We start from the raw sequence: 25,510 nt of genomic DNA, 5'->3' as shown, positions 1-25,510 counted from the left end.
GGATTATAATTTAGTTTGTAGCGAGGTAAGAAGCTACGCCATCACGGTTTGCATTCATGGCCTGTTTACCTTCTTCCCAGTTTGCCGGGCATACCTCACCGTTTTTCTGTACGTGAGCGTAGGCATCAATAAGGCGTAAAAATTCATTTACATTACGACCTACAGGCATATGGTTTACTCCTTCGTGAAATACGGTACCTTCTTCATCAATAAGATACGTTGCACGATAGGTTACATTATCGCCGTCTACAGTTAGAATTCCGGTTTCCTCATCATAACGTTCATTGGTAATGTCAAGAATGCCCAAACGATTAGCCAGATTGCGATTCGTATCGGCGAGAATAGGATAGGTTACACCTTCAATACCACCATCATCTTTTGGAGTGTTTAGCCACGCGAAGTGTACTTCGGGCGTGTCACAAGAAGCACCTATAACCATAGTATTACGCTTTTCAAATTCAGCCATTGCTGCCTGAAATGCGTGCAATTCGGTTGGGCAGACAAAGGTGAAATCTTTCGGATACCAGAATAGAACTACTTTCTTGTTATTCTTTTTGGCTTCTTCTAAAACGTTAAGTTTAAAAGTATCGCCCATTTCATTCATAGCATCTACTGCAAGATTTGGAAATTGTTTTCCTACTAATGTCATTGTTGTTTGTTTTTAAATTTGATGCAAAACTAACCAGCAATGAACGCTTAGGAAATGTTCAGAAATGTGAAGATGTTATAAAGGTATAAGCATCGTCTATAAAGAGATTATATCGAAAAATGCTTGTCATATTATTGATTGATGTCCCTAAAACATTAGAAATCGCTAGTAAATGAATGGCGATTTTAAGAGTTTCGCAAGGCGAAAGAATGAGCCTGAAAAGCCTTAAGTTATTTTTAACACTTGTAAGGACTCGCTGGTGCTGAACTATAGCGATTTCGTAGTGCACCACCGAAAACTCCAATAAAGGAATTAAAGCAAATTACTGCTTTCCGGCGTCTGCCAGCGAACGGATTTTAATACTGAACGCTGCAAAAATAAGCGTCATAAACGGACTCAGCCAGTTGAAAATCGCGAATACAAAATAGTCTGCGACGGGAACGCCCAGTACGCCGCTTTGATAGGCCCCGCAGGTATTATAAGGCACTAATACAGACGTAACGGTACCGCTGTCTTCTAGAGTTCGACTCAAATTTTCAGGGGCAAGGCCCTTATCGCGATAAGCTTTGGCATACATTTTACCGGGAACTACAATTGCCAGATATTGATCACTGGCAGTAGCATTAAGACCTATACAGGTTGCCACGGTACTGGCAAAAAGCCCGAAAACACTATCGAAAAGCCCCAGCATAAAGCGGCTGATGCGGGCTAAAGCGCCAATAGCATCCATAACGCCTCCAAAGGTCATGGCGCAAATGATAAGCCAGATCGTGCCGAGCATTCCGGCCATTCCGCTTGAAGCAAAAAGATCGTTTAGGTTTTCATTAGTAGTTTCAATCGCGGTATCAACCGTAATGGCATTCATAATCCCTTTGTAGCCGCTTTCCAGATTTAAATCAGCGCTTCCGCCTAAGCCTGCAACGATTTCCGGCTGTACGATCAACGCAGCGACACCCCCCAGGAGGGTTCCGGCCAATAAAGCGATGAGTGGTGGTGTTTTCTTAATGATTAAGAAAATAACCAGCGCCGGAACGATAAATAACCAGGGTGTGATTGTAAAGGCTTCGTCGATAGAAGCTAAAATAGCACTGCTATCTGCCGGACCCGATGTGTCGATATTCAATCCGATGATAATAAAGACAATAAGCGTGATACTGATGGAGGGCACGGTAGTATACAGCATATATTGAATGTGCGTAAACAAATCGGTACCGGCCATCGCAGGCGCAAGGTTTGTGGTATCACTTAAAGGCGAAAGTTTGTCTCCAAAATACGCACCAGATAATATGGCGCCTGCGGTCATTCCTAACGAAATGCCTAATGCATTGGCAATGCCTATCAAAGCTATTCCTACGGTTGCAGAGGTCGTCCAGCTGCTTCCGGTAGCAACCGAAATAACCGCGCAGATCACCACACAGGCAGCTAGAAATATTGACGGACTCAACAATTGCATGCCGTAATAAATCATAGTCGGAATGATTCCGCTCACAAGCCAGGTCCCTGCGAGAGCTCCTACAAGCAACAAAATGAGTATCGCACCTGCTGTTGATTTGATATTCTGCGCAACTTCCTCCATCATAAGCTCAAAAGAAGTCTTATTGAAAAAACCTACGATGGCGGCAACTGCTGCTCCAAGTAACAGGATAAACTGGTTAGAGCCGCTGAGCGCATCGTCTCCAAAGACAAAAACGTTATAGGCCAGCATACCTATCAATGCGATTATGGGGATTAAAGCTTCAAAAATGTTGAGTTCTCTGTTCTCTACAATCTGCTCGTTACGCTCTTCCGCATCCTGATTTGTCATGATCTTTTATATAGTTTGTACAAGTTTAAGGATTATGAATGAATTCCTGTAGACCTATTTATGCTTAAATCTCGTGGAAAGCAATAGTTGTAACTAATACAAGAATTTCATTAATTATGTAATTAATTTCTAAACTCTTTTTGAAGTATTTTTTGGCTAAATACTTATTATTACAATTAATTATGGAGTATTTCCCTTACATTTGTACTTGTACATTTTAATGAAAACCAGTTTAATAACTTTAAAGTCGGTCAAAATAATTAACAAAATTACTTCTAAATGAAACCCCATTTCATAATTCTTGCATTGCTGGCCTTTCTAACAGCTAATGCTCAAATAGGCATAGGTACAACAAACCCTCAAACCACGTTAGATATCAGAGGCTCTAATCATCTTGGAGCGGTTGGCGAAACTGATGGTATTCTGGTTCCTCGTGTAAACGCATTAAATACAAATGGTAACGTTGACGGTCAATTAGTTTACTTAATCGCAGATACCGGTTCTTTTTCTAAAGGATTTCATTATTGGGATTCCGACGCGACCAGTTGGTTACCAGTAAACAGTACAATCGAACCCTGGAATGAGGCAGGGACAGCAAACCCCGCAACCCTTAATACAGATAATCTCTATACTCTGGGAAAAGTGGGTATAGGAAGAACCAATCCTACGGGTATATTACATCTTCAGCATTCTTCAAATGATAATAATCTGGATGATGTGATGATAGATAGCTACTCTAATGCTACCACAAGTTTTTTTGGTTTAAGAAAAGCGCGGGGAACAATTGACACCCCACTTAATCTTCAAAATGGAGATAATATTGGCTGGATAACATTTGTGCCCAGATACAATGGTAATCTGGGTTATTTAGGATCGTCTATTGCCAGTTTTTACAGGGGCACTGGGACAGATAATGTTTCAGATTTAGTTTTTCAGACCAATGGCAATCAAGATAGAATGAGATTGACCCCGGAGGGTAATTTAGGGATCAATGTTTATAATCCTACTGCTACCCTTCAGGTTAATGGTACATTTAGATATGTAGATGCCTCGCCAGGGAATGATGCCGGTAAAGTCTTGACTTCAGATGCAGACGGCAATGCAAGCTGGCAAACCCCTAATACCATTCAGGAGGTTTATGGGGAAATGTACGCTGATATTGATGGGGGCAGCACTGCTGCCGGTGCATATACTAGAAGCTTAAATACTACCTCTGTTTTAAAAAATGTTATCCACAATAATGTGGAGTATTATCTTCAGGTTGCAGTTGCGGGTTCTTACGAAGTTTCTTTTTCTGTTACGATTCAATTGAATAATAATACCTTTAGAACAATAGAATTTTTTGTAGAGCGCGCACCAAATAATAATACGTATACAAAAATTGCTCAGAGTTCTACATTTTTAACCCCGCCAGTGGTTGGAGGAAGGTCGGATCTTAAAAAATCATTTCTGGTAACATTAAATGCGAATGATCGCATTCGTTTAAGATATAATACCGCGGTTAATGGCGATTTTACATTTCCTTCTAATACAAATGGTTTAGTGATTAAACGTATAGGTTCTTAGATAGAATAGAGTAGATGTGATTGGTTTTATAATTAGTCAATGATTCTGACGTTTTAGATCACCATATCAGCTTTGAGTATTTCGTACATTGTTGGCGCGCGATTGTATCGCGTGCAAATAGTAATTCCCATTCTACCTTAAGCACCCACTCCCGCAAGTCTTTGATTATTTACGTTTGAGTTTACGAGCTCCATAGCCAATAAGCGATATTGAACTCAATTGATTTAAGCTTTTTAAATTCAACTGATAGGAGGTTAGATTCTAATTAAATGAAAATCCTAACTCCTGATTGTATTTCTATTTTTTTGTCTGCCTTGAGTATGCTGCTTAAGGGTGGGCAATGCAAATTGACTTTAGGATATTTAAATGATCTCATAGAATAGTATAGTTGAGCTAAAAAAGAACACTGGATTACATAGAAATAAAACTCCCAAGATAGACTTTGGAGTTTCAAGAACTCCAACGAATGGATGTAGAAGCTTAGTCTTATGTGATTTAATCAGGGTTACAGCCAATGTTCATACCTCCATTTGCAATAATTCCACCTGTATATATTTCTCCTCCGAGGCCTTTTCCTTTTCGTGATATTGCTTTCAGGGTACCACTCATATCTAGACTCAGGTTTCTTAATACACAGTCTTCATTGCTAGTATATATTTTAAAATTGATCCCTATGGGGTCTCCATTGGCATCAAATGGGGGTAAATATTCATAGGTAAAACGATTTTCTTCACGATAGGAGCCGAAAAGCACCTGATAGTGCAAACCATTTTCAATTATATACTCTGTATAGTCTTCAGCTGGTTCTACGTTTTCATTTAGAAAGCGTACTGAACCAAGATAAGTTGTATTATATTCTCCAACTCCTGATAGTGTACAGTCACTAACAAACCGGCCATCAAAACCATCACTATCATAACAACTTGAACTCAAAATAGTGCCTTCTCCTTCCGGGGTAAGGGTGTACGTAACAGTAGTTATGAACAACTCTTTCGCACTTTCAGTTGGATTTTGCTCATTATTTTTTTCGCAAGAAAAAAATAATAAAACCATACCCAGTGAAATATTCCTTAGTGTGTACATGCATTTTACTTTTATAGAAATCAGGATTTTGAGATCGTTTTAAACGTGTAAGTAAACTACTTTGGGGTAAGCCTGCGAGGTATTTGACTGAACACTATAAACGAGACAAGCCTTGGAGTATTTAAATTTGGACTATCGAGTAAATAGAATATATACTATATTTTAACGTAAATATCAGTTAATATCGTATAAAAATTATGGAATGTGCAAATTTAAGACTAATTTTTTTGATAGAATTATCTTAAATGGTTTTAACTTATCCATTTTGGATACTGGAATTAAAAAAATGGGTATATAGAAAAGATCTTGTAAAATTTAGGGCTGAGCGTTTAAAAATAGTCGTGGACTATTCTACCGAAAAGCCCAGACTGCTGTGCTGGTTATTTTCTGCTGTTTGACCCGCAGGATAGTTTAGAAAATTTCGTTGCTAAATTTAGAGATGGTCTTTTAAGCTTGGCGTTTTTTTTTTTTCTTTTACCTGAACGGAGTACTTTGTCGAAGGTTGGGCAATGCAAATCGACATTAGGAGCTTCACGAGTTCAAATAAATAATCCCGCTCCAGCAAGTTTTTAACTAAGAGTACTTCTCGATACAACATTAGACTCCCAAGAGCTTCTCGACTTCACTTCGACTTCACTTCGACTGCGCTCAGTGTGACACGCTCCAAATGACATTCCCAATAAACCAGACTGCTCGACAGGCTTATATTATAAATTGAAGAGCGTTTCAGGTAACATCCATCCCCAGCCCTTCCTTCAATGGAAGGGAGTGTTTTCGCTGAACTTAAAGCCTCCCTTTGAAGGGAGGTTTGGAGGGATGTTTTTCTGCTTTCTTTTTAAGTTATGTTTAATATTTGAAGGAGGAATGCTAGAACGGCATACTTTTTACATCTGTAGTAAAACAAGCAAAAGACGCGGCGTTGGGAGTGGAGGATGGCCCAGCGCAGCGGTTTGTCATCCGCACGATAAGGGTTTTGCGTAGTTTTCAAGGATGTAAAAATAAGCCTAGACTTTTTTGGTTCTCTTTAGGGCGATGTAAAAAAGAACAGAACATTCTATAGAAGCGAATAGCTAACAACCATCTGGAGTTTATGGCCTCAAATAAAAACGATTGCTAAAGCGTGGTAATCTCAAATTACCCTGCCAGGTGAGGCAATTAAATTTAAACTTAAAAAGATTACGTCCTAAACACCTTCAGCACCTGCGTGGGATTAAAAGCTTTTGAATTCATACATACCTTCCCCATCCGAAAGTCTGCGGTATAGTACAACACTCCCGCCGTAACCAAAAGCAGGGCCTCTGCAGGCAATGCGGTTGCGGTATAATGGGTTGCAGGAATCCTTTGCGTTTTATGAGGAATGGGAATACGAAAGAATTCGTGTCGCAGCACCTGGTAGGTTTGGGATTCGTAAACGCTGATCCAGTACCCCAGTTCGGCTTCACTAGCCTTTACCGGCCAGGAGAGGTGGTTATCGGCTTTAAATTCGGGTACGCTAATTTCCAAAGTACCCGCTTTGAGGTTGAGCTGCAATCCGCGCATTTGCACGTATTGCGAATACTGATTTTTCAGGTCGGCTTCCAAACCTTCCAATACGGTGGGTTCGCCCTGCCACAGATCAAAACTGCCCTGAGGCAAGGTGTTATTCATTTTCATCCCCTGGTACACCGCTTTGCGAAAGCGGTTAAAAAACTGGGAATCGTACATATTGCCTATAAAAGGGCGAAGCCCTCCCATAAGCCTACTGGTGGTTTGAGAAGCGCGCCCAAAATCGGTAGCGGTTTCTTTGGAACGCCCGGAAGGAGGCCTTCCCGTTTTTTCGGGCTTTCCCTGTACTACGGTTTCACCGTTTACCCTTCGAAATACCAGCTGGCCTATACTGCCTACCAGCCCATTTTTAGGATCTAATTTTGCCATTGCAGGATACTGTTAAGTTAAAATTGGTTCCAGACTGCTTCCACCTTAGCTCCACACAAAGTGTGGCAAAGTGTGGGTTCAGTGTGGACTCACTGTGGGGTGAATGTGGGCCGGGTAGGGCGGGGCCGTGAATAGATCTAAAGTACATAATTTCTAAACAGGGTTATGCAAAGCGGTCTGTTTTTTAGAAAAAAAGTAGGTTGTCCCAAACAAACGTTTTTTTCAATTCGTAGCGATTTAGACAAGATCAGTCCAGATCAATGTGCATATATTCTGTTTTCAGAGTCTGGCAGAGCGCATCAGAAACGTATAGAGCTGAAATAGTGGCGGCCTAAGCCCAATCTTAGATTTATGATTTTAGGTTTATAATCTGATTTTTGGAAAAATAGTACACTATTAAAGGTGCTGAATTGGGAGGAATCCGGTATTTAACTTAAAAAAATGGGAATACTGTAATTTTTACGAAAAAATCATTTTTGGCAGGCTAAACCTGAGTTTTGTTTATTTAAATGCTGAGAATGTTAAACAAAACCTATAAACTATGCTGATTACTAGTGTTTTTTTAATTTATAACATACAATTTATGAGGGGGTTAGCTGTGTACTTTATCGATTTAGTGCTAGCATTTAACGTTTTTAATAGTATTATTGCACTTGTAAAAACATAACCTAACGTAGGAAATCTACTTAGTTCCCCAAACCAACCCCTATGAAAACGAATTTATTCGTCCTATTTTTTCTTTGCTTTTTTTTAACGAATTACGCCCAGGTGGGTATAGGTACTACTGATCCGAATCCAGCGGCTATTTTAGATATTCAGTCTGATCATGCCGGATTACTAATACCTCGAATGGCGCTCACCGGTGCCGATGATGCGGCTACGATTGCCAGTCCTGTAAAGGGTCTTATTGTTTACAATACGGCTGCTACCAGCACGATCTCTGAAGGCTTTGTATTTTACGATGGTTCAGCCTGGGTAGATTTGGGCTGGCAATTACAGGGTAATTATGCAGGAGCAAACAGCTTTATAGGAACCCTGAACGATGTACCTCTGGTATTTAAAGCCGAGAATAAAACCATTGGATTTTTAAGACCAAATGGAGCAGTAGGATTTGGTCTAAATTCAAGTGCAACTGCCATGAGTAGTTTTGCAATTGGAAATGGAGCAGCAACAAATGGTTCCAGAAGTTATGCCTTAGGTTCTGGTGCAACTACCAGCGCTGCTGATGCCTTCGCAATAGGGACAAATGCTGTTGCAGACCGCCAAAATACAGTAATTTTAAGTGGTGTAAATCAAAATGTGGGCATAGGTACCAGTAATCCTCAGGCCAAATTCCATCTTTCCGGTAGTTTTCGGTTTGAAGATGGGAATCAGGCAAGCGGTAAGGTTTTGACCTCAGATGCCAATGGTACTGTTAGCTGGCAAACACCGGCCGCAACCTCCGGTTCGGGATCGGGCTGGTTGCTAACAGGTAATAATCTAAATGGGGTCACTAATGACGGCTCTACGTTTCTGGGCTCAACTACATACAATGATTTATTTCTGAAAGTTAATAACCGACAAATTGGACGCTTTAGTCCTGAAGGAGGAATCGCTTTAGGCAGTGATTCTGATGTAATCTCAAACAATTCAGTAGCCATTGGCTATTCGAGTGAGGCTAATCAGGATGCGGTAGCCCTGGGTTATAATGCCGATGCAAATGGCAATGAATCTATTGCCATAGGTAAAAATTCCGTTTCAAACTTTCAAAATATTGCCATTGGCCTTAATGCCCAAAGCTCAGCCAATAATGCCATTGCTTTTGGTAATGGTACGACAGCAACCAGTCAAAACTCCATAGCGATCGGAAATAATGCGGGTACGCAGCAGAATGAATCGATAGCTGTTGGGGCCGATTCCGATGCCACGGGTTATCGAAGCTTAGCTATTGGGTATAATGCACAGGCTTCCGGCCAAAATTCTGCAGCTATTGGCTTTAATGCCTCTGCACCCAATGCTAATACCCTTATTTTAGGAAGTAATGCTAATGTAGGTATAGGCACCAATAACCCGCAGGCACGATTCCATTTGGAAAACAGTTTTAGATATGTTGATGGGAATCAGGATACGGGTAAAGTCTTAACTTCAGACGCCAATGGTAATGCCACCTGGCAAACTCTTGCTGGTGGTACTGGCGGTACAGATGTGTATGGGGAGATTTATGTGGGTGCGGGTTACAGATTGTCTGATATTGATACTCGAAGGCGTGTCGTTTCTTTTGGAGAGACAGGACCTAATAAGGGATTGAATAGTCTTTCAAATACTAGAATACAGACACGTGAAGTGACCGGTGTATATAAATTTACATATACAATCAATCTTTACCGACGCCGGGATAATGGATTTTTAAAATTCTATGTAGCTGAATATGGTACTGAATTAGGAAACAGTTCTTCTTTCGTTGATTTTAACAATGATTCTGAGTATGTTACAATTACAAAATCATTTCTAGTTAATATTAATAATACATATAGGGGCTTTGATTTATATATGGAAACCATTGATACAGATGATAATGATGAGTGGGATGATCTCGAAGTCTTACAGGGAACATCGTTAAGTATAGAATTAATCGATTAAGTTCTATAATTTCTGGGGTAAAACTAATAGCGTTTTAATGTGCTATATGCTCAAACTCTTTACAGTTTGAATTTGAGATCGCACCATAATTTGGCTTCAGCCGTGAAGTTTGTGTGCCAGTATTAATTAAAGGCAATTACTGAAATTGTAACTTGATATAATTCTAATGTAAATAAATTTCATTTATCTACCATAGCTCTGTATCCAACAAATTTGAGTTTGATTCAGATGATTTTTGAATATTGTAAATTATATTAAATTTTAAATAATTATTAATAATGGATTGCGCTGTTAAATAAACCTTAAATTATTTTTTTTCTAAACCAGCTCTGGGTTTACTACGTAAGTGTGTGCGAAGTGTTGAAATAACATTACTAACACAATCAATCTTAGAACCCCAGACATGATTAAAAAATTACAAAACCTAAGTTTTCTCTTAGTATTCCTGATTCCCATTTATGCATTCTCACAGGTAGGTATTGGTACCACCTCGCCCGATAATTCCAGCATTTTAGATTTATCTTCTTCAAACCGTGGATTATTAATTCCGCGCTTAAATCTGGTCGCGACAAGCAATACAGCGCCGGTAACCAGTCCAGCAGAGGGATTGCTGGTTTATAATCTCGCAACGGTAAATGATGTGACCCCGGGTTTATATTATTGGAATGGCAGCCTTTGGATTAGTGCAAAGGCAGGTTCAGGTGCCGGTAGTGCTTCAGGCTGGGCGCTCAATGGAAACAATTTAAATGACCGCGCAAATGATGGTTCTACTTTTTTGGGAACTACCAGCTATCATGATCTGTATCTCAAGCTTAATAATCAACAAATAGGGAGATTGCAACCTAATGGTGGAGTAGCTCTAGGTTTAGGTGCTTCTTCCAGTGCCAATCAGGCTTTTGCTATCGGCGAAAGCGCTTCAGCAGGTAACACCAGTAATTATGCCTTTGGAAAAGGAGCAAATGCCTCTGGAAGTAATGCATACGCCCTGGGTGAGGGTTCCGCTTCATCACAAAATAAAAGTTACGCTCTGGGACAAAGTTCTAACGCTTCAGGTACCAGCGCATATGCAATTGGTGAATCGTCAAGAGCCCAGGGAACGAATTCGTATGCTATAGGTGCTGCTGCCAGATCTGGAGCTACCGGTTCATTCGCCTTTGGAAACGGAGCTCTATCTACCTCAAATAATACCTTGGCACTAGGAAATGAAAGTCAGGCAACTAATAATAATTCAACAGCGCTGGGATATAGGGCTGTTTCCAGTCATCAAAACGCCGTTGCAATAGGTCCCGCACAAACGGCTGTTGACAATACCATTATTCTGGGTAACACGACCAATACTACGGTTGATGCGTATGCCGCTACTAAAGTAGGTATTGGTACCTCAAACCCAACCGCAAAACTTCAGGTTGACGGTACGTTAAGATATGTTGACGGAAATCAGCTTAACGGCAGGGTGCTTACTACGGATGACGATGGTAATGCAACCTGGCAGGAGGTAAAACCTGTAACGCGATATGGAGATCGGTATTTGAATTATGATTTTACGGTAGGGAATAGTAATTTGGTAAAAATTCCATTTAACGTAAATACGATTACTCCAGAAGGAATAGTATTTAATAACGCGGATGCCTTTCCGGCAGGCAATGGGATATACCGTATAACCTATTCAGTAAGCTTAATTAAATCAGGAACTTCAGGAGGAACTACTACGCCCGTGGAGATTCGCCTGTACAATGGTAACAATCTTATTCCCGCTGGCAGTATTACTCTTATTCCCACTTTTTCAGGTCAACCGGCAACTGCAACAAAATCGGTTTTGATAACCTATTCCGGTAACGCAGGGGTTGGTATATATGTAAGTAAAGACAATGGCAATCGTAATTTGATTGTGCTTGAAAATTCAAATTTTAATATCGAACTGGTACGTTCGTTATGACTTTTATTTACTCCAATTTATTAGTTTACTTGTGCAATTGAATTGGGCTTTACATTAATTGCTCAAAGCATTTCAACATCGTACCTTTGATACTCAAATTTTGAACGTAACATTATGAGTACATACGACGTTGCAGTCATTGGTTCCGGTCCCGGAGGTTATGTGGCTGCCATTCGCTGCGCGCAACTGGGTCTTAAGACCGCAATTATCGAAAAATATGCCACCATGGGAGGTACCTGTCTTAATGTAGGCTGTATTCCTTCTAAAGCCCTTTTAGATTCTTCCCATCATTACGAAGATGCCGTTAAGCATTTTGAAGAACACGGTATCGAGATTCCGGGTGAGGTAAAAATCAATCTGGAGAAAATGATGTCCCGTAAAGCTTCGGTAGTAGAGCAAACTACTAAAGGGATTGAGTTTTTGATGAATAAAAATGAAATTGACACCTATCAGGGTGTGGGTAGCTTTAAAGATAAAACGCATATTCATATCGCTGTTGCGGAAGGGGATGATGTGGAGATCGAAGCTAAGCATATCATCATAGCAACCGGGAGTAAACCTTCAAGCCTTCCCTTTATTGAGATCGATAAAGAGCGTATCATTACTTCAACCGAAGCCTTAAAACTTACCGAAATTCCAAAACACATGATCGTCATAGGCGGTGGTGTTATCGGGCTCGAGCTTGGGCAGGTATATAAGCGTCTGGGTGCGGAAGTAAGCGTGGTAGAATATATGGATCGTATTATCCCGACAATGGATAGCGCCCAGAGTAAAGAGCTTACTAAAGTGATGAAAAAACAGGGTGTTAAATTTTACCTGTCTCACAAAGTAAACGGCGTAAGCCGCAATGGGGATGAGGTAGTGGTTACCGCTACCGATAAGAAAGATCAGGAGGTTGAATTCAAAGGAGATTATGTGCTGGTTTCTGTAGGTCGAAAAGCCTACACCTACGGATTAAACCTGGAAGCCGCCGGTCTCAAAACCGACGATCGTGGCCGTGTAGCTGTGAATGATCACTTGCAAACCGAAGTTTCTAATATTTACGCTATCGGCGATGTGGTGCGCGGTGCGATGCTGGCACATAAGGCTGAAGAGGAAGGTGTTTTTGTAGCCGAAACCATTGCCGGTCAAAAGCCACATATCGATTACAATTTAATTCCCGGGGTGGTTTATACCTGGCCTGAAGTTGCATCTGTTGGTAAAACGGAAGAGCAGTTGAAGGAGGAAGGAGTAGCATACAAGTCAGGGCAGTTCCCGATGCGTGCACTGGGACGTTCCAGAGCTTCCGGTGATATTGATGGATTTGTAAAAATCCTGGCCGATAAGAAAACCGATGAGGTCTTAGGAGTTCATATGGTGGGTGCACGTGTGGCAGATTTAATTGCTGAAGCGGTAACCGCGATGGAATTCCGTGCCAGTGCCGAAGACATTTCCCGTATGTCGCATTCGCATCCTACTTATGCCGAAGCGGTAAAAGAGGCTGCTCTGGCAGCAACCGCTGATCGCGCATTACACGTTTAAGCTGTAACGAAATCTTTAAAAGCCCTTCTTCATTCCTGATTAAGGGCTTTATTTTTTAAATAGCAATAGCAATAGCAATAGCAATAGCAATAGCAATAGCAATAGCAATAGCAATAAAAATAAAACAATTTGAAAGCCGTAATTATAACAGAAGCCGGAGGGCCCGAAGTATTGCACCTAAAAGAAACCGAAACTCCGCAGCTTAAAGCGGGGCAGGTACGCATTGCCATTAATGCGGCAGGGCTAAACCGAAGCGATATTTTAACGCGTAAGAATCCCGATGCTTATGGGGGTCAGACCAAAAAGGCTACCATTCCCGGCCTTGAGGTTGCCGGTGTAATTCTCGAGACCGCTTCAGATGTATCCGGTTTCCGGAAGGGGGATGCGGTTTGTGCTCTGGTAGCCGGTGGGGGCTACGCAACAGAGATCTGTGTAGATGCGCGTTTGTGTCTTCCGGTGCCTGACGGATTTAGTTTTGTGGAAGCCGCGGCTTTGCCGGAGGTCCTTTTTACCGTGTGGTTTAATGTGTTTATACAGGCAGAAGCCAAACGCGGCGAAGGTTTGCTCATTCACGGCGGCACCAGCGGTATCGGAATTATGGGTTTGCAAATGGCCAAAGCTTTAGGATTGAACACGTTTACTACTGTGGGGTCAGACGAAAAGCTGCGTTTTATTAAGGAACACCAGTTAGCCCGGGTAATCAATTACAAGAAAGAAGATTTTCAGGAAGTTTATAAAGAGGAAAAGATCCATGTAATTCTCGATATGGTTGGGGGCGATTATACCCTTAAAAACATGAGCTTGCTTGCTCAAAAAGGGCGTTTGGTACACATAAACGGTATGAATGGATTAAAGCCTCAAATTGATTTATGGATGCTGATGAGTAAACAGTTGATCCTTACCGGAAGCCTTCTTAAACCACAGCCTGTTGCAGTTAAAGAGAAAATAGCCAAGGATTTGAAGAGTCATATTTGGCCGCTGCTTGAATCGGGCGCTATTCGGGTTTTTATAGATAAAACCTTCCCTCTGGCTGAAGCCGCCAAAGCACATGAGCTGATGGAAAGCAGTACACACATAGGTAAACTGGTTTTAGAAGTTTAGGTTAGATGGTTTCAAGAACACATTACGCATTTAACAGCACTAAAGGGAACCTCAGGAAGCCAGACCTGGTTGGGCTTCTGGAGGAGGAATGGCTGCAAGATGAAGCAGGTGAAAAGGGTTATTTGTTTTCAGAATATACCTTACAAAAATATCTGGATCTGGAATACCGTCTGGGCGAAAAAGTACTGACATCCGGTGAAGAGAGCCTGCTCACCAAGTCTACCGGGGAGCGTAAAAAGCTGCTTTTAAATTACCAACTTGCCCAGAATCCTGATTTTATAATACTCGATCATCCTTTTGATGGTTTAGATGCTGAAACCGTAGCTCACATAAAAGAGCAATTTAAAGTTCTGGCTGAAACAACCACAATCATACAGTTCTATACCCGAAGCGAAGATATTTTGGCTTTTTGCAACATGGCGCTTCATTGGAAAGACGGACGCTTCGTAAAAGGGCGAACTTTAGAAAAAGCAAAGTTCTTTCAACATAAAATATCCCAAAAACCCATCCCAAAAGCTTTGGTCACCTATTACAATCTTTCCGAGGTACTTATTGATTTTCGGGATATTTCGGTCGCTTTTGGAGAAAAACCGGTTTTGCAACATATTAACTGGCAGGTAAAAAGGGGGGAATCCTGGCAGCTTACCGGAGTAAATGGTTCGGGTAAAACGACTTTACTTTCTATGATTACCGGCGATAGTGTAAAGGGCTATGGCAAAGAGCTGTATATCTTTGGTTCCAAAAAAGGAAGTGGAGAAAGCGTCTGGGAAATTAAAAAGAAAATAGGCTATGTCACCCCAGTTCTTACCGAGCGTTTTGATGGGATGCATAGCGTTTCTGATATGATAATCGGCGGCATATACGATAGCGTGGGCTTATATAAACGTCCTACCACTCTGGAACGTAAAATAGCTGAAGAATGGATAGAGCTTATAGGGCTGCAGGATAAAGCAACAAAACGGTTTAGAGACCTTAGTGAAGTAGCTAAGCGTCTGGTGCTTATTGCCCGGGCGATGATTAAAAATCCGCCACTTCTTATTTTAGATGAACCAACCTTTGCATTAGGTGACGCTGATGCAGCTCTGGTTGTAAGTCTTATTAATACACTAAGCAGCGGTTCTGATGTGGCGATACTATTTGTGTCGCACCGCACGGAGCCTGGTCTTGAGGTGTCTAAGAAGTTTCACCTAACAAAAGGTGAAAAAGGCTCTACAGGACAGGAGAGGATATCTTTAACAGGTTAAAACGCGGTATATTTCGATTAAAAGTGTTAAAATATCGATTATATCGATGAAATACATTTTTTAATAGATTAAATGTTTTATATTCGTAAGACCCAACTTAAACGAGTTTAGCGATGTCTAAAACTACCCTTAGGAAATCATTTCAAAACCTTGTAGGTTCTAACGAAACAGTATTTCAATGGCTTAGCGATACTCCCTATCACGGCATTTACTACTGCCGTTTAGATAGCCCCCAAGATTTTTATATAACCAAAAGCCTTTTTTCCATTCTTAAATATGATGCTATTCCTGATGACGAAATAGATGAAAAATGGAATAGTGTTCTTGGTGTACCGGGTAGATATACCCTGGCTGAGATCTTAAAAACGGTAAATGAGGGCGATAATTTAAAAAAGAAGTATTTATTTTCTTTCTTACGGGCAGATGGTACACCTCTAGTGGTAAAGGCTAACGCCCTGGTTATTGAAGAGGAACATGAATCGTCTCATCTGATACTGAAATTTACACGAAAATTCAGTAAAAATGCGCAGATTGAGCTCTACGAAAGTAAAATAAAGCGTCTGCGTTCGTTTTCTGAAATTTATGAAGAAAGCAATGAGCTGGCTCGTGTAGGAGGCTGGGAAGTAGACCTTGTCAAACAAAAAATTACCTGGACGCCCTACATCAATAAAATTCACGAAGTACCCGCCGATTACCGGCCACAGCTTGATGAGGCCATTAATTTTTTTAAAGAAGGCTGGAGCCGGGAAAAGATAACGCAATGTTTTCAGAATGCTGTTGAGAAAGGAGAGCCTTATGATGATGAATTTATCCTTGTTTGTGCCGACGGTTCCGAGAAATGGGTACGCAGTGTCGCAAAGGCTGAAATGAAGGACGGTAAGTGTTTGCGGGTTTATGGTGCTTTTCAGGATATAACAGAGGCTAAGAATCAGGAATTTGCAAGACAGGACGCAGAGCTGCGTTTTAAAGAGATTTTTGATAATTCGGCCGTAGGTATTGTTTTGGTTAAAAATACCACAGAACTTTTCATGGTTAATAAAGCAGCGGTTAACATTTTTGGGTTACAGTCGCTTACCGAAGAAGAAGTGCTCAATTATACTTTTGCAGATGTTATAAAACCGGAATATTTGGAAGAGGCCAGAGAAAAGCGCAGAGCTCTTATTGCCGGAGAAATTGACAGCTATAAGATGGATGTGGAATGTTATCATTCCTCAGGTCGCGTGATATGGTGCAGCATGTCAAGCTCTATCGTAAAAGATGCGCATTTAGCAAATAATCTGGTCATCACTCAGGTTGAAGACATTACCCAGCAAAAGAAATTAGAAATTTTGGCTCAAAAAAGTGCTGCCCGATTTAAGCGTGTTTTTGAAAATTCACCTAACGGGATGGCAGTTGTAGACCTCCACGGAGATTGGGTTTTGGTTAATAATAATCTGGCCCAAATGGTTGGTTATACGCAAGAAGAGTTGTGGGAGCTGAGTTTGGCCCAAATCACCCACGAGGAAGACCGAGATAACGACATTAAATTCTTCTCAGAGATTCTCAATAAAAAGATAGATTCCTATCAGATTGAGAAGCGGTATGTACATAAAAACGGGCAACTCGTACACTGTTTTCTCACAGTCTCAGCTTTGTATGATGAAAATGGGCACATATCTTCCTTAATAGGTCAGGTGGTAGATATGACCGAAAATATCAAGGCCAAGAAAGAATTGCAGCGCAGTTTAAACGATATGCAGGTTTTGCTTGATGCCACTTCCGAAGTGATTATTATAGAGACAGACCTCAATCACGTCATTAGAAAATTCAATAAGGGGGCGGAAAATCTATTGGGATATCCCGCAGAGGATGTTGTGGGTAAACAGACTCCCAAGATTTTCCATGTTGAGGACGAAATTATAGATTATAAGAAGCGTTTGGAGCTCAAATATGATACGAAACTAAATACAGATCAGATATTTACCTACGCTTATCGTATGGGAGATCGTAACCCTACTGAATGGACCTATGTACGTAAAGACGGCAGAAAGTTTGCTGGGCAACTTATCACCTCAGGTGTTCATGATGAAAAAGGACGCTTAAAGGGATATCTGGGTATAGCTACAGACATCAGCAGTCTTAAAGAGATGGAAGAGTCGCTAAGGCGTTCAAAACTAAAAGCCGAAGCCGCAAGTAAATCAAAATCAGAGTTTTTGGCTAATATGAGCCACGAAATACGTACTCCACTCAATGGAGTAATTGGTTTTACTGATTTGCTACTTAAAACACCATTAAATGAAAATCAGGCGCAATATGCGGAGACAGCGTATTCTTCAGCGGTTTCTTTACTTGATCTAATTAATGATATCCTGGATTTTTCAAAAATTGAAGCGGGTAAGCTCGAATTGAGTCACGAGCGTATTGACATCGTAGATGTATGCGGACGCACGGTAGAAATGGTTAAGCAGGCTGCCCATAAAAAGGGACTGGAGATTCTGCTCAACCTACCCAACGAGTTTGATAATTTTGTGATGGCAGATGGGCTGCGCCTTCGTCAAATACTCATTAACCTGATTAGTAATGCGGTGAAATTTACCCATAAGGGGGAAATCGAACTTAAGGTGGAGCAGCTGGGTAAAGTAGATAAATCCGGTAAAACAAGGTATTTATTTTCGCTTCGTGATACCGGTATTGGTATAGCTCCACAAAATCTTAAGAAAATATTCAGGGCTTTTGATCAGGAAGATTCTTCCACTACACGCAAGTATGGCGGTACCGGTTTAGGACTTACGATAAGCAATAAACTGCTTGGTTTGATGAAAAGTAATCTCAAGGTAAGCAGCGAACTGGGCGTGGGAACAACCTTTTCTTTTGAAGTAGATTTTAATTCTGTTGAAAATGTAGAGGTTAAACCTGCATTTAAACGTTCGCTTAAGCGGGTTCTGGTTGTTGATGATAATAAAAATAACCGCATCATTTTAGATGAAATGCTTAAGGACCGGAATATTGAGACTACTTTGGTTTCTAACGGAATCGATGCCATCGAAATATTAGAGCGGGACACCCAATTTGACCTTGCGATTATTGATTTTCATATGCCGTATTTGAATGGTCTAGATTTGATAAGTCATTTGCGTAATGAACTTAAGATTAGTAAGTCTCAACTTGCAATGCTATTGATGCACAGCTCGGGTCACGATCAGGAAATAGCACAGAAAAGTAAGGACCTGGACATTGATCACAAAATTGTTAAGCCCGTATTACGCGATCAATTGATGGAGTATCTGGGGTCTTTAGAGCAGCCTCAGAAAACCCCATTATCTGATAAAAAAGAACAAAAAGAAGAAGTTGATCTGACCAATTTAGAGATAACCGTGCTTTTTGCTGAAGATAATCCGGTTAATAAGTTTCTAACCCGTACCATACTGGCTAAAGTTATTCCTGCTGCAAAAATAATTGAGGCAGATAATGGTCAGGAAGCTGTAGATGCATTTAAAGAAAATGCCATAGATTTTATTCTTATGGATGTTCAGATGCCGGTTATGAGCGGTTTTGAAGCGACCGAGGAAATACGCAAATTGGAGCGTGATTCCGCAAAGCGCACGCCCATAATCGCACTTACGGCACGGGCCATTAAGGGAGAACGCGAGCGCTGTCTGGAACAGGATATGGACGATTACATCGCAAAACCTATTGTGCTTGAGGATCTCAAAAAATGTCTGGTAAAAGCTGTATCAACCAAAAATGCTGAGGAACAAAAGGTTGTCTCCTAATTTTAAAATCAACGAACTTTCAAGAAAACCTAAAACAAACCCTACAAACTTGAATTCAACTTTAAAACATATTCTCTTTATTGATGCTGATCGCGATGCACAGAGCCTGTTTAATGAACATTTTGACAGGGATAATTTTCTGGTCATAAACTTTAATTCAGCGATGGGGGCCATACAGCATATTAAAGAAAGTAAACCCGTTGATGTTTTGGTAATTGATGAGTTCGCAAAACCCATGGGAGCTGCTCAAACGCTTAATTATTTAATTGACGAGTTGCATTTTAAAGGCAAGGTATTTGTATGTTCTGTTGATAAAGAGCAATTTGAAACCGACCTCGGTGTTTATGGGGTACTAAAAAAACCTTTTGATAGGGACGAATTTGAAAAAGTTGAAGCTCTTTTAACAGAAAAAAACACAGCCGTAGAATCACTGTATTCGCTAGACTATTTAAAAGAGCTTTCAGACGGAGATCTGGTTTTTATAGAACAAAGTATTCAGATTTTCATGGATACCGTTGCTCCCAGAATCGAAGAGATGAAAAAAGTATTGGCATCGAAGGATTATCAGGCAGTTGCGGAACTTGCACATAATATCAAGCCCTCTTTTGAAATGATTTTAAATACGCGGGGAGCAGAGCTTTGTAACTTTTTAGCGCATCACGCAAAACCAGCCGATTTTAAGAGTTATGTAGAAGATTTAGAAGAAGAATACGTTCAGGTTGAGAAGCAACTTAAAAACGATTTTTCACAGGAACAGAATTTATCATGAATAGAAAAATACTGGTAATTGAAGATAATCCCATGGTCGTCAAGTCACTTGAGTTTAAGCTTAAGAAAGACGGTTATGACGTAGTGGTGGCCGAAGATGGAAGAACGGCCATGAAGTTGCTGAGCGAAGGTCATTTTGATTTAATTCTTACTGATTTAATGCTTCCGTTTATCTCGGGAAATGAAATCATTGAGTTTATTAAAACAGAATACCCCAATATTCCGGTAATTGTTTTGTCAACTTCCACTCAGGAAGATATCATAACCGAGGCATTTACGCTGGGAGTAGATGATTTCATCACAAAACCATTTAGTCCTAATGAATTGTCGCTACGAGTAAAGCGTACTCTGGCTAAAGTTTAATTTTAAAATTAAAACAAATTAGATATAGAAGAATTTCATAAATAAAAACCGACTTCCCCAAGTCTCAATTTATTACAATCATGCAACTTAACTCATTAAAAGAGTTAGAGAACTGGCCCTATATTTTAAAGGTCAATCTCACGCTCAGTATTTCCTTTCTGATCCTAACGCTATTATTTATAGCGCTTGTGCTTGTTTTACGCATCGTAAAAAACCGCAGAGAGGCCTATCGTATAAAGTTTGATGTAAAACTCATTGATTTTTATAATCACTTTCTTTTTGACGAAGATTTTGAAAAGGCTTCACAACTCGGTGATTTTAAGTTTAGACACCTAAAGACCTCCTTTGATCATAAGCTGGCTATCAAACAAACTCTAATTTTTGATGAAAATCTAAAAGGTGAGTCTTCAGAAGCTATTAAAGAATTGTTTTACGGTTTGGGTTTGTATGCATTTTTACTTAAGGATCTCAAGAAAAAAGCCTGGTTTAAACAAGTTCGTGCGCTTTATGCTTTTTCCAAGTTAGGAATTAGCGTGCCTCAGGAATTGGTGGCACCACTTATAAAATCTAAAAAAGTAGAGCTGAGACAACAGGCAATGCTCTATTTTTTAAATACCTCAAAAGAAAATCCACTTGGTTTCCTGGACGATCTGGATCAGGAGTTAACCCTATGGCAGCAGGTATTTATTGAAAATAGCCTCAAAAACTTTGACCTGGAAGTACCTGATTTTGCCAGATGGTTCAATCACGAAAAAAGCAGTGTAGTTGTTTTTTGCATCAAAATGGTAGTGAGCTTTAATCAGTTCCAAAACATTCCGTTATTAATTGAAGCCTTAGATCACACAGAAGCAGCGGTGCGGGCACAAGCCATAAATTCGTTAAAGATTATGGAAGTTCCTGATGCCTTACAGCTCATGTCTGCGAATTTTCCCTTTGAAACTCCGGCAAATAAAAGAGCCATACTTTATGCTATTGAACGAATAGGCACCGCCAAAGATTTACGTACTTTAGTGGGTTGTATTAGTAAGGAAGAGGAAAATCTTCAGATTGACTATTATAAAATCGCATCTTCTTTTGAAGACGAAATACCGGTACAGAAACTTATTGATCTGGATACCATTACGGAAGATTGGGAGGAGTATAAAGACTATTCACTCAGATTGCTTCAGGGCGCCTAGTCGTAATTGAGAACCCAAAGCAAGTAACAGACCGGCCAAATAAGTCTGCTACTGTTAAATCTTATTGAGATCACAAAGCTTATTCAAAAACCCGCTTCCGTTTTAACGGAAGTTCTTTATCTTTCTTTGAAAAACACGTCTTGAGCATCGGCATTCAGGAAATAATACAGCTTTTTAGTATTCTGTTTTTAGTCTATGGACTGATCATAATCTCAGGCTATATTTTTTCGGCCTTTTTTTCAATCATAGAGATCAGAGATTACAAGCGTAAAAATAACTTTCAGGACGAAGTGGCGCTTTTACAGTCGGCCAATCTGCCTTCCATCTCAGTTCTTGCACCGGCCTACAATGAGGAGGCTAATGTGGTTGAAAACATTCGGTCTTTACTTACACTTAACTACCCTTCTTTTGAAATTGTAATTATTAATGACGGAAGTAAGGATGGATCGCTGCAGAAAATGATCGATACCTTTCAGCTCGAGCCCGAAGAATTGGTGCATTACCATCATATTCCTACTAAAAAAGTGAGGGGGATCTACAAATCAAAAATCAAGGCGTACCGAAATCTTCGGGTTATTGATAAGGAAAATGGCGGCAAGGCCGATGCGCTGAACACCGGGATCAATTGCTGCAATCATGATCTCATTTGTTGTATTGATGTAGACTGTATTCTGGAACGTAACGCGCTATTGAAATTAATCAGACCCTTTTTAAACGACACCAGACGAGTTATCGCCAGTGGTGGAATTATTCGTGTTGCTAATAACTGCGTGATTGAAGACGGGCGCATTCTTGAAGTGCGACTTCCGGGAACGTTCATTGCACGTGCTCAGATTCTGGAATATTTCAGAGCCTTTTTGATGGGCAGAATGGCCTGGTCCCGGGTTGATGGCTTGTTGCTGATTTCGGGGGCTTTTGGGATGTTTGATAAAAAAACCGTAATCGAAGCCGGGGGTTATGATCATACTACGGTAGGAGAAGACATGGAACTTCTGGTGCGCATGCGCCGCATTATGCGCGAGCAGAATATTCCCTATACCGTGGGCTTTGTGCCAGATCCCCTGTGCTGGACTGAGGTTCCTGAAAACAAACAAATTTTAATGAGACAGCGTAACCGTTGGGCACGCGGGACTATAGAAACCCTGATGAAGCATAAAAAAATGCTTTTTAATCCTAAGTATGGCGTGTTGGGATTGCTCAGTACACCGTATTGGATGTTTTTTGAGTGGTTAGCGCCTATTTTTGAATTTATAGGAATTCTGTTCTTTATCATTTTGATTTTGTTTGGGAAAGTCAATCTGACGGTGTTCTCCATTTTCTTTCTGGTGATCTATTCCTTTTCTGTTCTGTTTTCAATAACTGCGATTTACTTTGAAGAATATTCCTTTCAGCAATATAAAAAGCCGAAGTACATGTTTCAGCTTATGCGAACAGCATTGTTAGAGCCTTTGCTTTATCATCCTATTGTGATGTGGGCAGCTGTGAAAGGAAATATTGATTTATTACGCGGTAAAAAATCCTGGGGGCAGATGACCCGTACAGGACTGGGTAATTCTGCAACCAAAAAATAAGCCTCCTATGATAAAATTATTTAGACTTCTTAAAATTATTTTTTTCCTAATTTTTGTTTTGACCGGGATTGAATCTAAGGCACAGACAGACAGCCTTTCTTCAGATGAGTTATATACCCTTGCCCGTAATGCCGCTTTTGAAGAAGACAATTACCCAAAAGCAGTGAGCTTATTAAAAAGAGCCATAGATCAAAGTCCGGACTATCTGGAAATTCAGGTTTTTTTGGGTAGAATTTATACCTATTCAGACAGCTTAAGTCTTGCCAGAAATACCTTTAGGCAGGTTTTGGAGAAAGATGCTACTCGAGAAGATGCGAGTTTTGCTTACGGAAATTTGGAGTACTGGAACGACCAACCTCAGGAAGCTTTGGTGATCGTTGACAGCGGGATTGAATACAATCCAGGTTCTGAAGACCTAATTTTACTAAAGGCTAAAATCTTAAAAGATCTCAAGGAGTATGAAGCTGCTGCTCTCACGTTACAGAATCTTTTAGCTCAAAACCCTAAACTTACCCAGGCGAGAAGTCTGTTACGGGCACTCAATACCGCAGCCGCAAAAAATAGCGTTGGAGTCACCTATGAGTATGTTTACTTTGATAAACGATTTGATGCTCCCTGGCATTTGGCAGGCATAGACTATACGCGTCAAACTGCTCTTGGGTCTGTGAGCGGGAGATTGAATTATGCCAATCGTTTTAGAAACGATGCAATTCAGGCTGAAATAGAAGCCTATCCCAGAATTTCAGACTTGTTTTATACTTACGTCAATTTTGGAGTATCTAATGACAGCGGTATTTTTCCAAAATTACGCGGAGGCTTTTCGCTTTTTGCTAATCTTCCGGCAGCATTTGAGGCAGATGCTGGCTTTCGTTACCTAAGTTTTGATGATGACACGTTTATTTATACCGTAGGAGTGGGTAAATACTATAAAAATTACTGGTTTAATCTGCGTACCTATCTGACACCAACAAGCGGTGAACTTTCAAAATCACTTTCATTAACTGTGCGTTACTATTTAGGTGGTGCAGATGATTTTTTGGGCATACGCACCGGTGTGGGGATTTCTCCTGATAATAGCGCAAACAGTGTTTTATTTGACGGTACGGGACAAAACAGACTTCGGTCGAATAATATATTTCTAACCTATAGGAAGTTGTTTTCTGGTACTAATGTGTTGATTTTTGAAACCGGAATCGAAGATCAGGAATATGCAGTAGATACCCGTGGGATTCAATTTTCAGCGAGTTTAGGCTATATTAAGCGCTTTTAATCATGGGGAGAAAAATTATTTATCTGATTTTTTTAGGGGTTGTTCTGGCTCCGCTAATTTCTTTCGCGACCTGGTATTTTTGGCCCAAGAAACAGTATACTGCTGCCATTATAGATAAAACGGTAATGAGCGCTGAGGGGCAGGAGCACAGTTCCTTTCACTGGGTATTGAATCACAATCGATTTGTAAAAACAGGAAGTATAAGGTATCAGATTGACCGGGACTATTTTGGTTTTTTTCCTCAAGAAGATACACTTTATGACCTTAAAGGTTTGGAGCGATTCTCAAAAGAAGCGCTAAATGTCTTGAGTGATGATGCTGATTTGCTTTATCTCACCGATGCCTATGGAATTTATAAACAAGATTGGTTCGCACGATATACGGATGCTAAAAAAGGGTTGCTGTATGGGGGGTTAAGTGAACAGGATATGGAGTTTATAAGGCTTATGAAAAGAAAGCACAAACCCGTGATTACCGAATTTAATTGTCTTGCGAGCCCCACGCCACAGACTATTCGGGAAGAATTTGAATCTCTGTATAAAGTTTCATTTACAGGCTGGACCGGCAGGTATTTTGATTCGCTTGATGAAACCAAGAATCAGGAATTACCACAATGGATGCTTACGAATTATAAAAGTCAAAATAACGGCACGTGGAATTTTACGAGGGATGGCCTGGTACTGGTGCACGAAACGGGAACTGTAGTGATTCTTGAAAATGAAGTCGATTTAAGGGAGGTGTTGCCATTTATTACTGCATCTCAAAAGGGTCAGCAACACCTGAGCTTGCCTGAAAGGGAAACTTATCCCTTTTGGTTTGAAATTATTCAAAATGATGCTGAGGCTAACACGAATTACGCTGATTTTAATCTGGCTGTTACGGCCTCCGGTAAGCGCAAACTTGCGGCTCACAATATTCCGGAGGTGTTCCCTGCTGTGGTTGGTCATTCCGGAGCAGACTATACCTTTTTTTACATGGCCGGTGATTTTAGCGATAACCCAATAGGCTATACGACTTCATATTTTAAGGGAATAGATTTGATTAAAAGCTTTTTCTATAATACGCAGGAACCTTCAGACCGGGGTGGATTCTTCTTCAATTTTTACAAACCCATGTTGACTGAAATCTTGGAAGAAGCTTATTCAGGCGTGAGTGCTCATTAGGCTTTTAA

General features: G+C 40.5%; 17 protein-coding genes. 13 read left to right on the top strand and 4 right to left on the bottom strand.

All coding sequences use genetic code 11. The annotated features are described in order from the left end of the window. Positions 1 to 10 precede the first annotated feature (10 nt). Entirely contained in the window at positions 11 to 649 is a 639-nt protein-coding gene (locus CJ305_RS13270; protein WP_099646771.1) for a peroxiredoxin, read from the bottom strand. Between the two features lie 322 nt (positions 650 to 971). Continuing rightward, positions 972 to 2,453 carry a Na+/H+ antiporter NhaC gene (gene nhaC, locus CJ305_RS13265; protein ID WP_099646770.1) on the bottom strand — a complete coding sequence of 494 codons (1,482 nt, stop codon included), beginning with the start codon at positions 2,451 to 2,453 and terminating at the stop codon, positions 972 to 974. Between the two features lie 279 nt (positions 2,454 to 2,732). Here nhaC and CJ305_RS13260 point away from each other — a divergent pair, with 279 nt between their 5' ends. Further along, positions 2,733 to 4,019 (top strand): hypothetical protein, encoded by a 1,287-nt coding sequence (locus tag CJ305_RS13260; protein ID WP_099646769.1) that lies wholly within the window; start codon positions 2,733 to 2,735, stop codon positions 4,017 to 4,019. Between the two features lie 495 nt (positions 4,020 to 4,514). Here CJ305_RS13260 and CJ305_RS13255 read toward each other — a convergent pair whose 3' ends face one another. Next, positions 4,515 to 5,102 (bottom strand): hypothetical protein, encoded by a 588-nt coding sequence (locus CJ305_RS13255; RefSeq protein WP_099646768.1) that lies wholly within the window; start codon positions 5,100 to 5,102, stop codon positions 4,515 to 4,517. 1,176 nt (positions 5,103 to 6,278) lie between these two features. After that, entirely contained in the window at positions 6,279 to 7,016 is a 738-nt protein-coding gene (locus CJ305_RS13250; RefSeq protein WP_099646767.1) for a hypothetical protein, read from the bottom strand. Between the two features lie 708 nt (positions 7,017 to 7,724). Here CJ305_RS13250 and CJ305_RS13245 point away from each other — a divergent pair. The 12 genes from CJ305_RS13245 (at position 7,725) to CJ305_RS13190 (ending at position 25,502) form a co-directional block, all read left to right on the top strand. Beyond that, complete coding sequence (locus CJ305_RS13245; protein WP_099646766.1) at positions 7,725 to 9,635, top strand: hypothetical protein; 1,911 nt, start codon at positions 7,725 to 7,727, stop codon at positions 9,633 to 9,635. A 403-nt stretch (positions 9,636 to 10,038) separates the two neighbouring features. Then, complete coding sequence (locus tag CJ305_RS13240; RefSeq protein WP_099646765.1) at positions 10,039 to 11,571, top strand: hypothetical protein; 1,533 nt, start codon at positions 10,039 to 10,041, stop codon at positions 11,569 to 11,571. Between the two features lie 114 nt (positions 11,572 to 11,685). Further along, the gene (gene lpdA / locus CJ305_RS13235; RefSeq protein WP_099646764.1) at positions 11,686 to 13,092 is read left to right on the top strand and encodes a dihydrolipoyl dehydrogenase; all 1,407 of its coding nucleotides are present in this window, start codon (positions 11,686 to 11,688) and stop codon (positions 13,090 to 13,092) included. A gap of 129 nt (positions 13,093 to 13,221) precedes the next feature. Further along, positions 13,222 to 14,193 (top strand): NAD(P)H-quinone oxidoreductase, encoded by a 972-nt coding sequence (locus CJ305_RS13230; RefSeq protein WP_099646763.1) that lies wholly within the window; start codon positions 13,222 to 13,224, stop codon positions 14,191 to 14,193. Positions 14,194 to 14,198: 5 nt separating this feature from the next. Next, positions 14,199 to 15,437 (top strand): ATP-binding cassette domain-containing protein, encoded by a 1,239-nt coding sequence (locus tag CJ305_RS13225; protein WP_099646762.1) that lies wholly within the window; start codon positions 14,199 to 14,201, stop codon positions 15,435 to 15,437. A 113-nt stretch (positions 15,438 to 15,550) separates the two neighbouring features. After that, on the top strand, positions 15,551 to 19,189 hold the full coding sequence (locus tag CJ305_RS13220; protein ID WP_099646761.1) for a PAS domain-containing hybrid sensor histidine kinase/response regulator: 3,639 nt from the start codon (positions 15,551 to 15,553) through the stop codon (positions 19,187 to 19,189). Positions 19,190 to 19,238: 49 nt separating this feature from the next. Beyond that, a complete protein-coding gene (locus CJ305_RS13215; protein ID WP_189319447.1) occupies positions 19,239 to 19,958 on the top strand; it encodes an Hpt domain-containing protein in 720 nt (239 codons plus the stop codon). Beyond that, the gene (locus tag CJ305_RS13210) at positions 19,955 to 20,320 is read left to right on the top strand and encodes a response regulator transcription factor (RefSeq protein WP_099646759.1); all 366 of its coding nucleotides are present in this window, start codon (positions 19,955 to 19,957) and stop codon (positions 20,318 to 20,320) included. The genes CJ305_RS13215 and CJ305_RS13210 overlap by 4 nt, the downstream gene beginning before the upstream one ends. 80 nt (positions 20,321 to 20,400) lie before the next feature. Beyond that, positions 20,401 to 21,498 carry a HEAT repeat domain-containing protein gene (locus CJ305_RS13205; protein WP_099646758.1) on the top strand — a complete coding sequence of 366 codons (1,098 nt, stop codon included), beginning with the start codon at positions 20,401 to 20,403 and terminating at the stop codon, positions 21,496 to 21,498. A gap of 146 nt (positions 21,499 to 21,644) precedes the next feature. Continuing rightward, positions 21,645 to 23,069: a glycosyltransferase family 2 protein gene (locus CJ305_RS13200; RefSeq protein WP_099646849.1), complete on the top strand. Its 1,425-nt coding sequence runs from the start codon at positions 21,645 to 21,647 to the stop codon at positions 23,067 to 23,069. Between the two features lie 7 nt (positions 23,070 to 23,076). Beyond that, a complete protein-coding gene (locus CJ305_RS13195) occupies positions 23,077 to 24,339 on the top strand; it encodes a YaiO family outer membrane beta-barrel protein (RefSeq protein WP_099646757.1) in 1,263 nt (420 codons plus the stop codon). Between the two features lie 2 nt (positions 24,340 to 24,341). Next, entirely contained in the window at positions 24,342 to 25,502 is a 1,161-nt protein-coding gene (locus CJ305_RS13190) for a hypothetical protein (RefSeq protein ID WP_099646756.1), read from the top strand. The last annotated feature ends 8 nt before the right edge of the window (positions 25,503 to 25,510 follow it).

The organism is Leeuwenhoekiella nanhaiensis, assembly GCF_002744755.1.
Lineage (GTDB): Bacteria > Bacteroidota > Bacteroidia > Flavobacteriales > Flavobacteriaceae > Leeuwenhoekiella > Leeuwenhoekiella nanhaiensis.
The sequence above is the reverse complement of the archived record's forward strand: the minus strand, read 5'-3'. Positions and strand labels throughout refer to the sequence as shown.

What these genes read in the sequence shown, in the direction of transcription:
- CJ305_RS13270 (WP_099646771.1), bottom strand. Translation starts at nt 649, where the DNA reads ATGACATTAGTAGGAAAACAATTTCCAAATCTTGCAGTAGATGCTATG.
- nhaC (WP_099646770.1), bottom strand. Translation starts at nt 2,453, where the DNA reads ATGACAAATCAGGATGCGGAAGAGCGTAACGAGCAGATTGTAGAGAAC.
- CJ305_RS13260 (WP_099646769.1), top strand. Translation starts at nt 2,733, where the DNA reads ATGAAACCCCATTTCATAATTCTTGCATTGCTGGCCTTTCTAACAGCT.
- CJ305_RS13255 (WP_099646768.1), bottom strand. Translation starts at nt 5,102, where the DNA reads ATGTACACACTAAGGAATATTTCACTGGGTATGGTTTTATTATTTTTT.
- CJ305_RS13250 (WP_099646767.1), bottom strand. Translation starts at nt 7,016, where the DNA reads ATGGCAAAATTAGATCCTAAAAATGGGCTGGTAGGCAGTATAGGCCAG.
- CJ305_RS13245 (WP_099646766.1), top strand. Translation starts at nt 7,725, where the DNA reads ATGAAAACGAATTTATTCGTCCTATTTTTTCTTTGCTTTTTTTTAACG.
- CJ305_RS13240 (WP_099646765.1), top strand. Translation starts at nt 10,039, where the DNA reads ATGATTAAAAAATTACAAAACCTAAGTTTTCTCTTAGTATTCCTGATT.
- lpdA (WP_099646764.1), top strand. Translation starts at nt 11,686, where the DNA reads ATGAGTACATACGACGTTGCAGTCATTGGTTCCGGTCCCGGAGGTTAT.
- CJ305_RS13225 (WP_099646762.1), top strand. Translation starts at nt 14,199, where the DNA reads ATGGTTTCAAGAACACATTACGCATTTAACAGCACTAAAGGGAACCTC.
- CJ305_RS13220 (WP_099646761.1), top strand. Translation starts at nt 15,551, where the DNA reads ATGTCTAAAACTACCCTTAGGAAATCATTTCAAAACCTTGTAGGTTCT.
- CJ305_RS13210 (WP_099646759.1), top strand. Translation starts at nt 19,955, where the DNA reads ATGAATAGAAAAATACTGGTAATTGAAGATAATCCCATGGTCGTCAAG.
- CJ305_RS13205 (WP_099646758.1), top strand. Translation starts at nt 20,401, where the DNA reads ATGCAACTTAACTCATTAAAAGAGTTAGAGAACTGGCCCTATATTTTA.
- CJ305_RS13195 (WP_099646757.1), top strand. Translation starts at nt 23,077, where the DNA reads ATGATAAAATTATTTAGACTTCTTAAAATTATTTTTTTCCTAATTTTT.
- CJ305_RS13190 (WP_099646756.1), top strand. Translation starts at nt 24,342, where the DNA reads ATGGGGAGAAAAATTATTTATCTGATTTTTTTAGGGGTTGTTCTGGCT.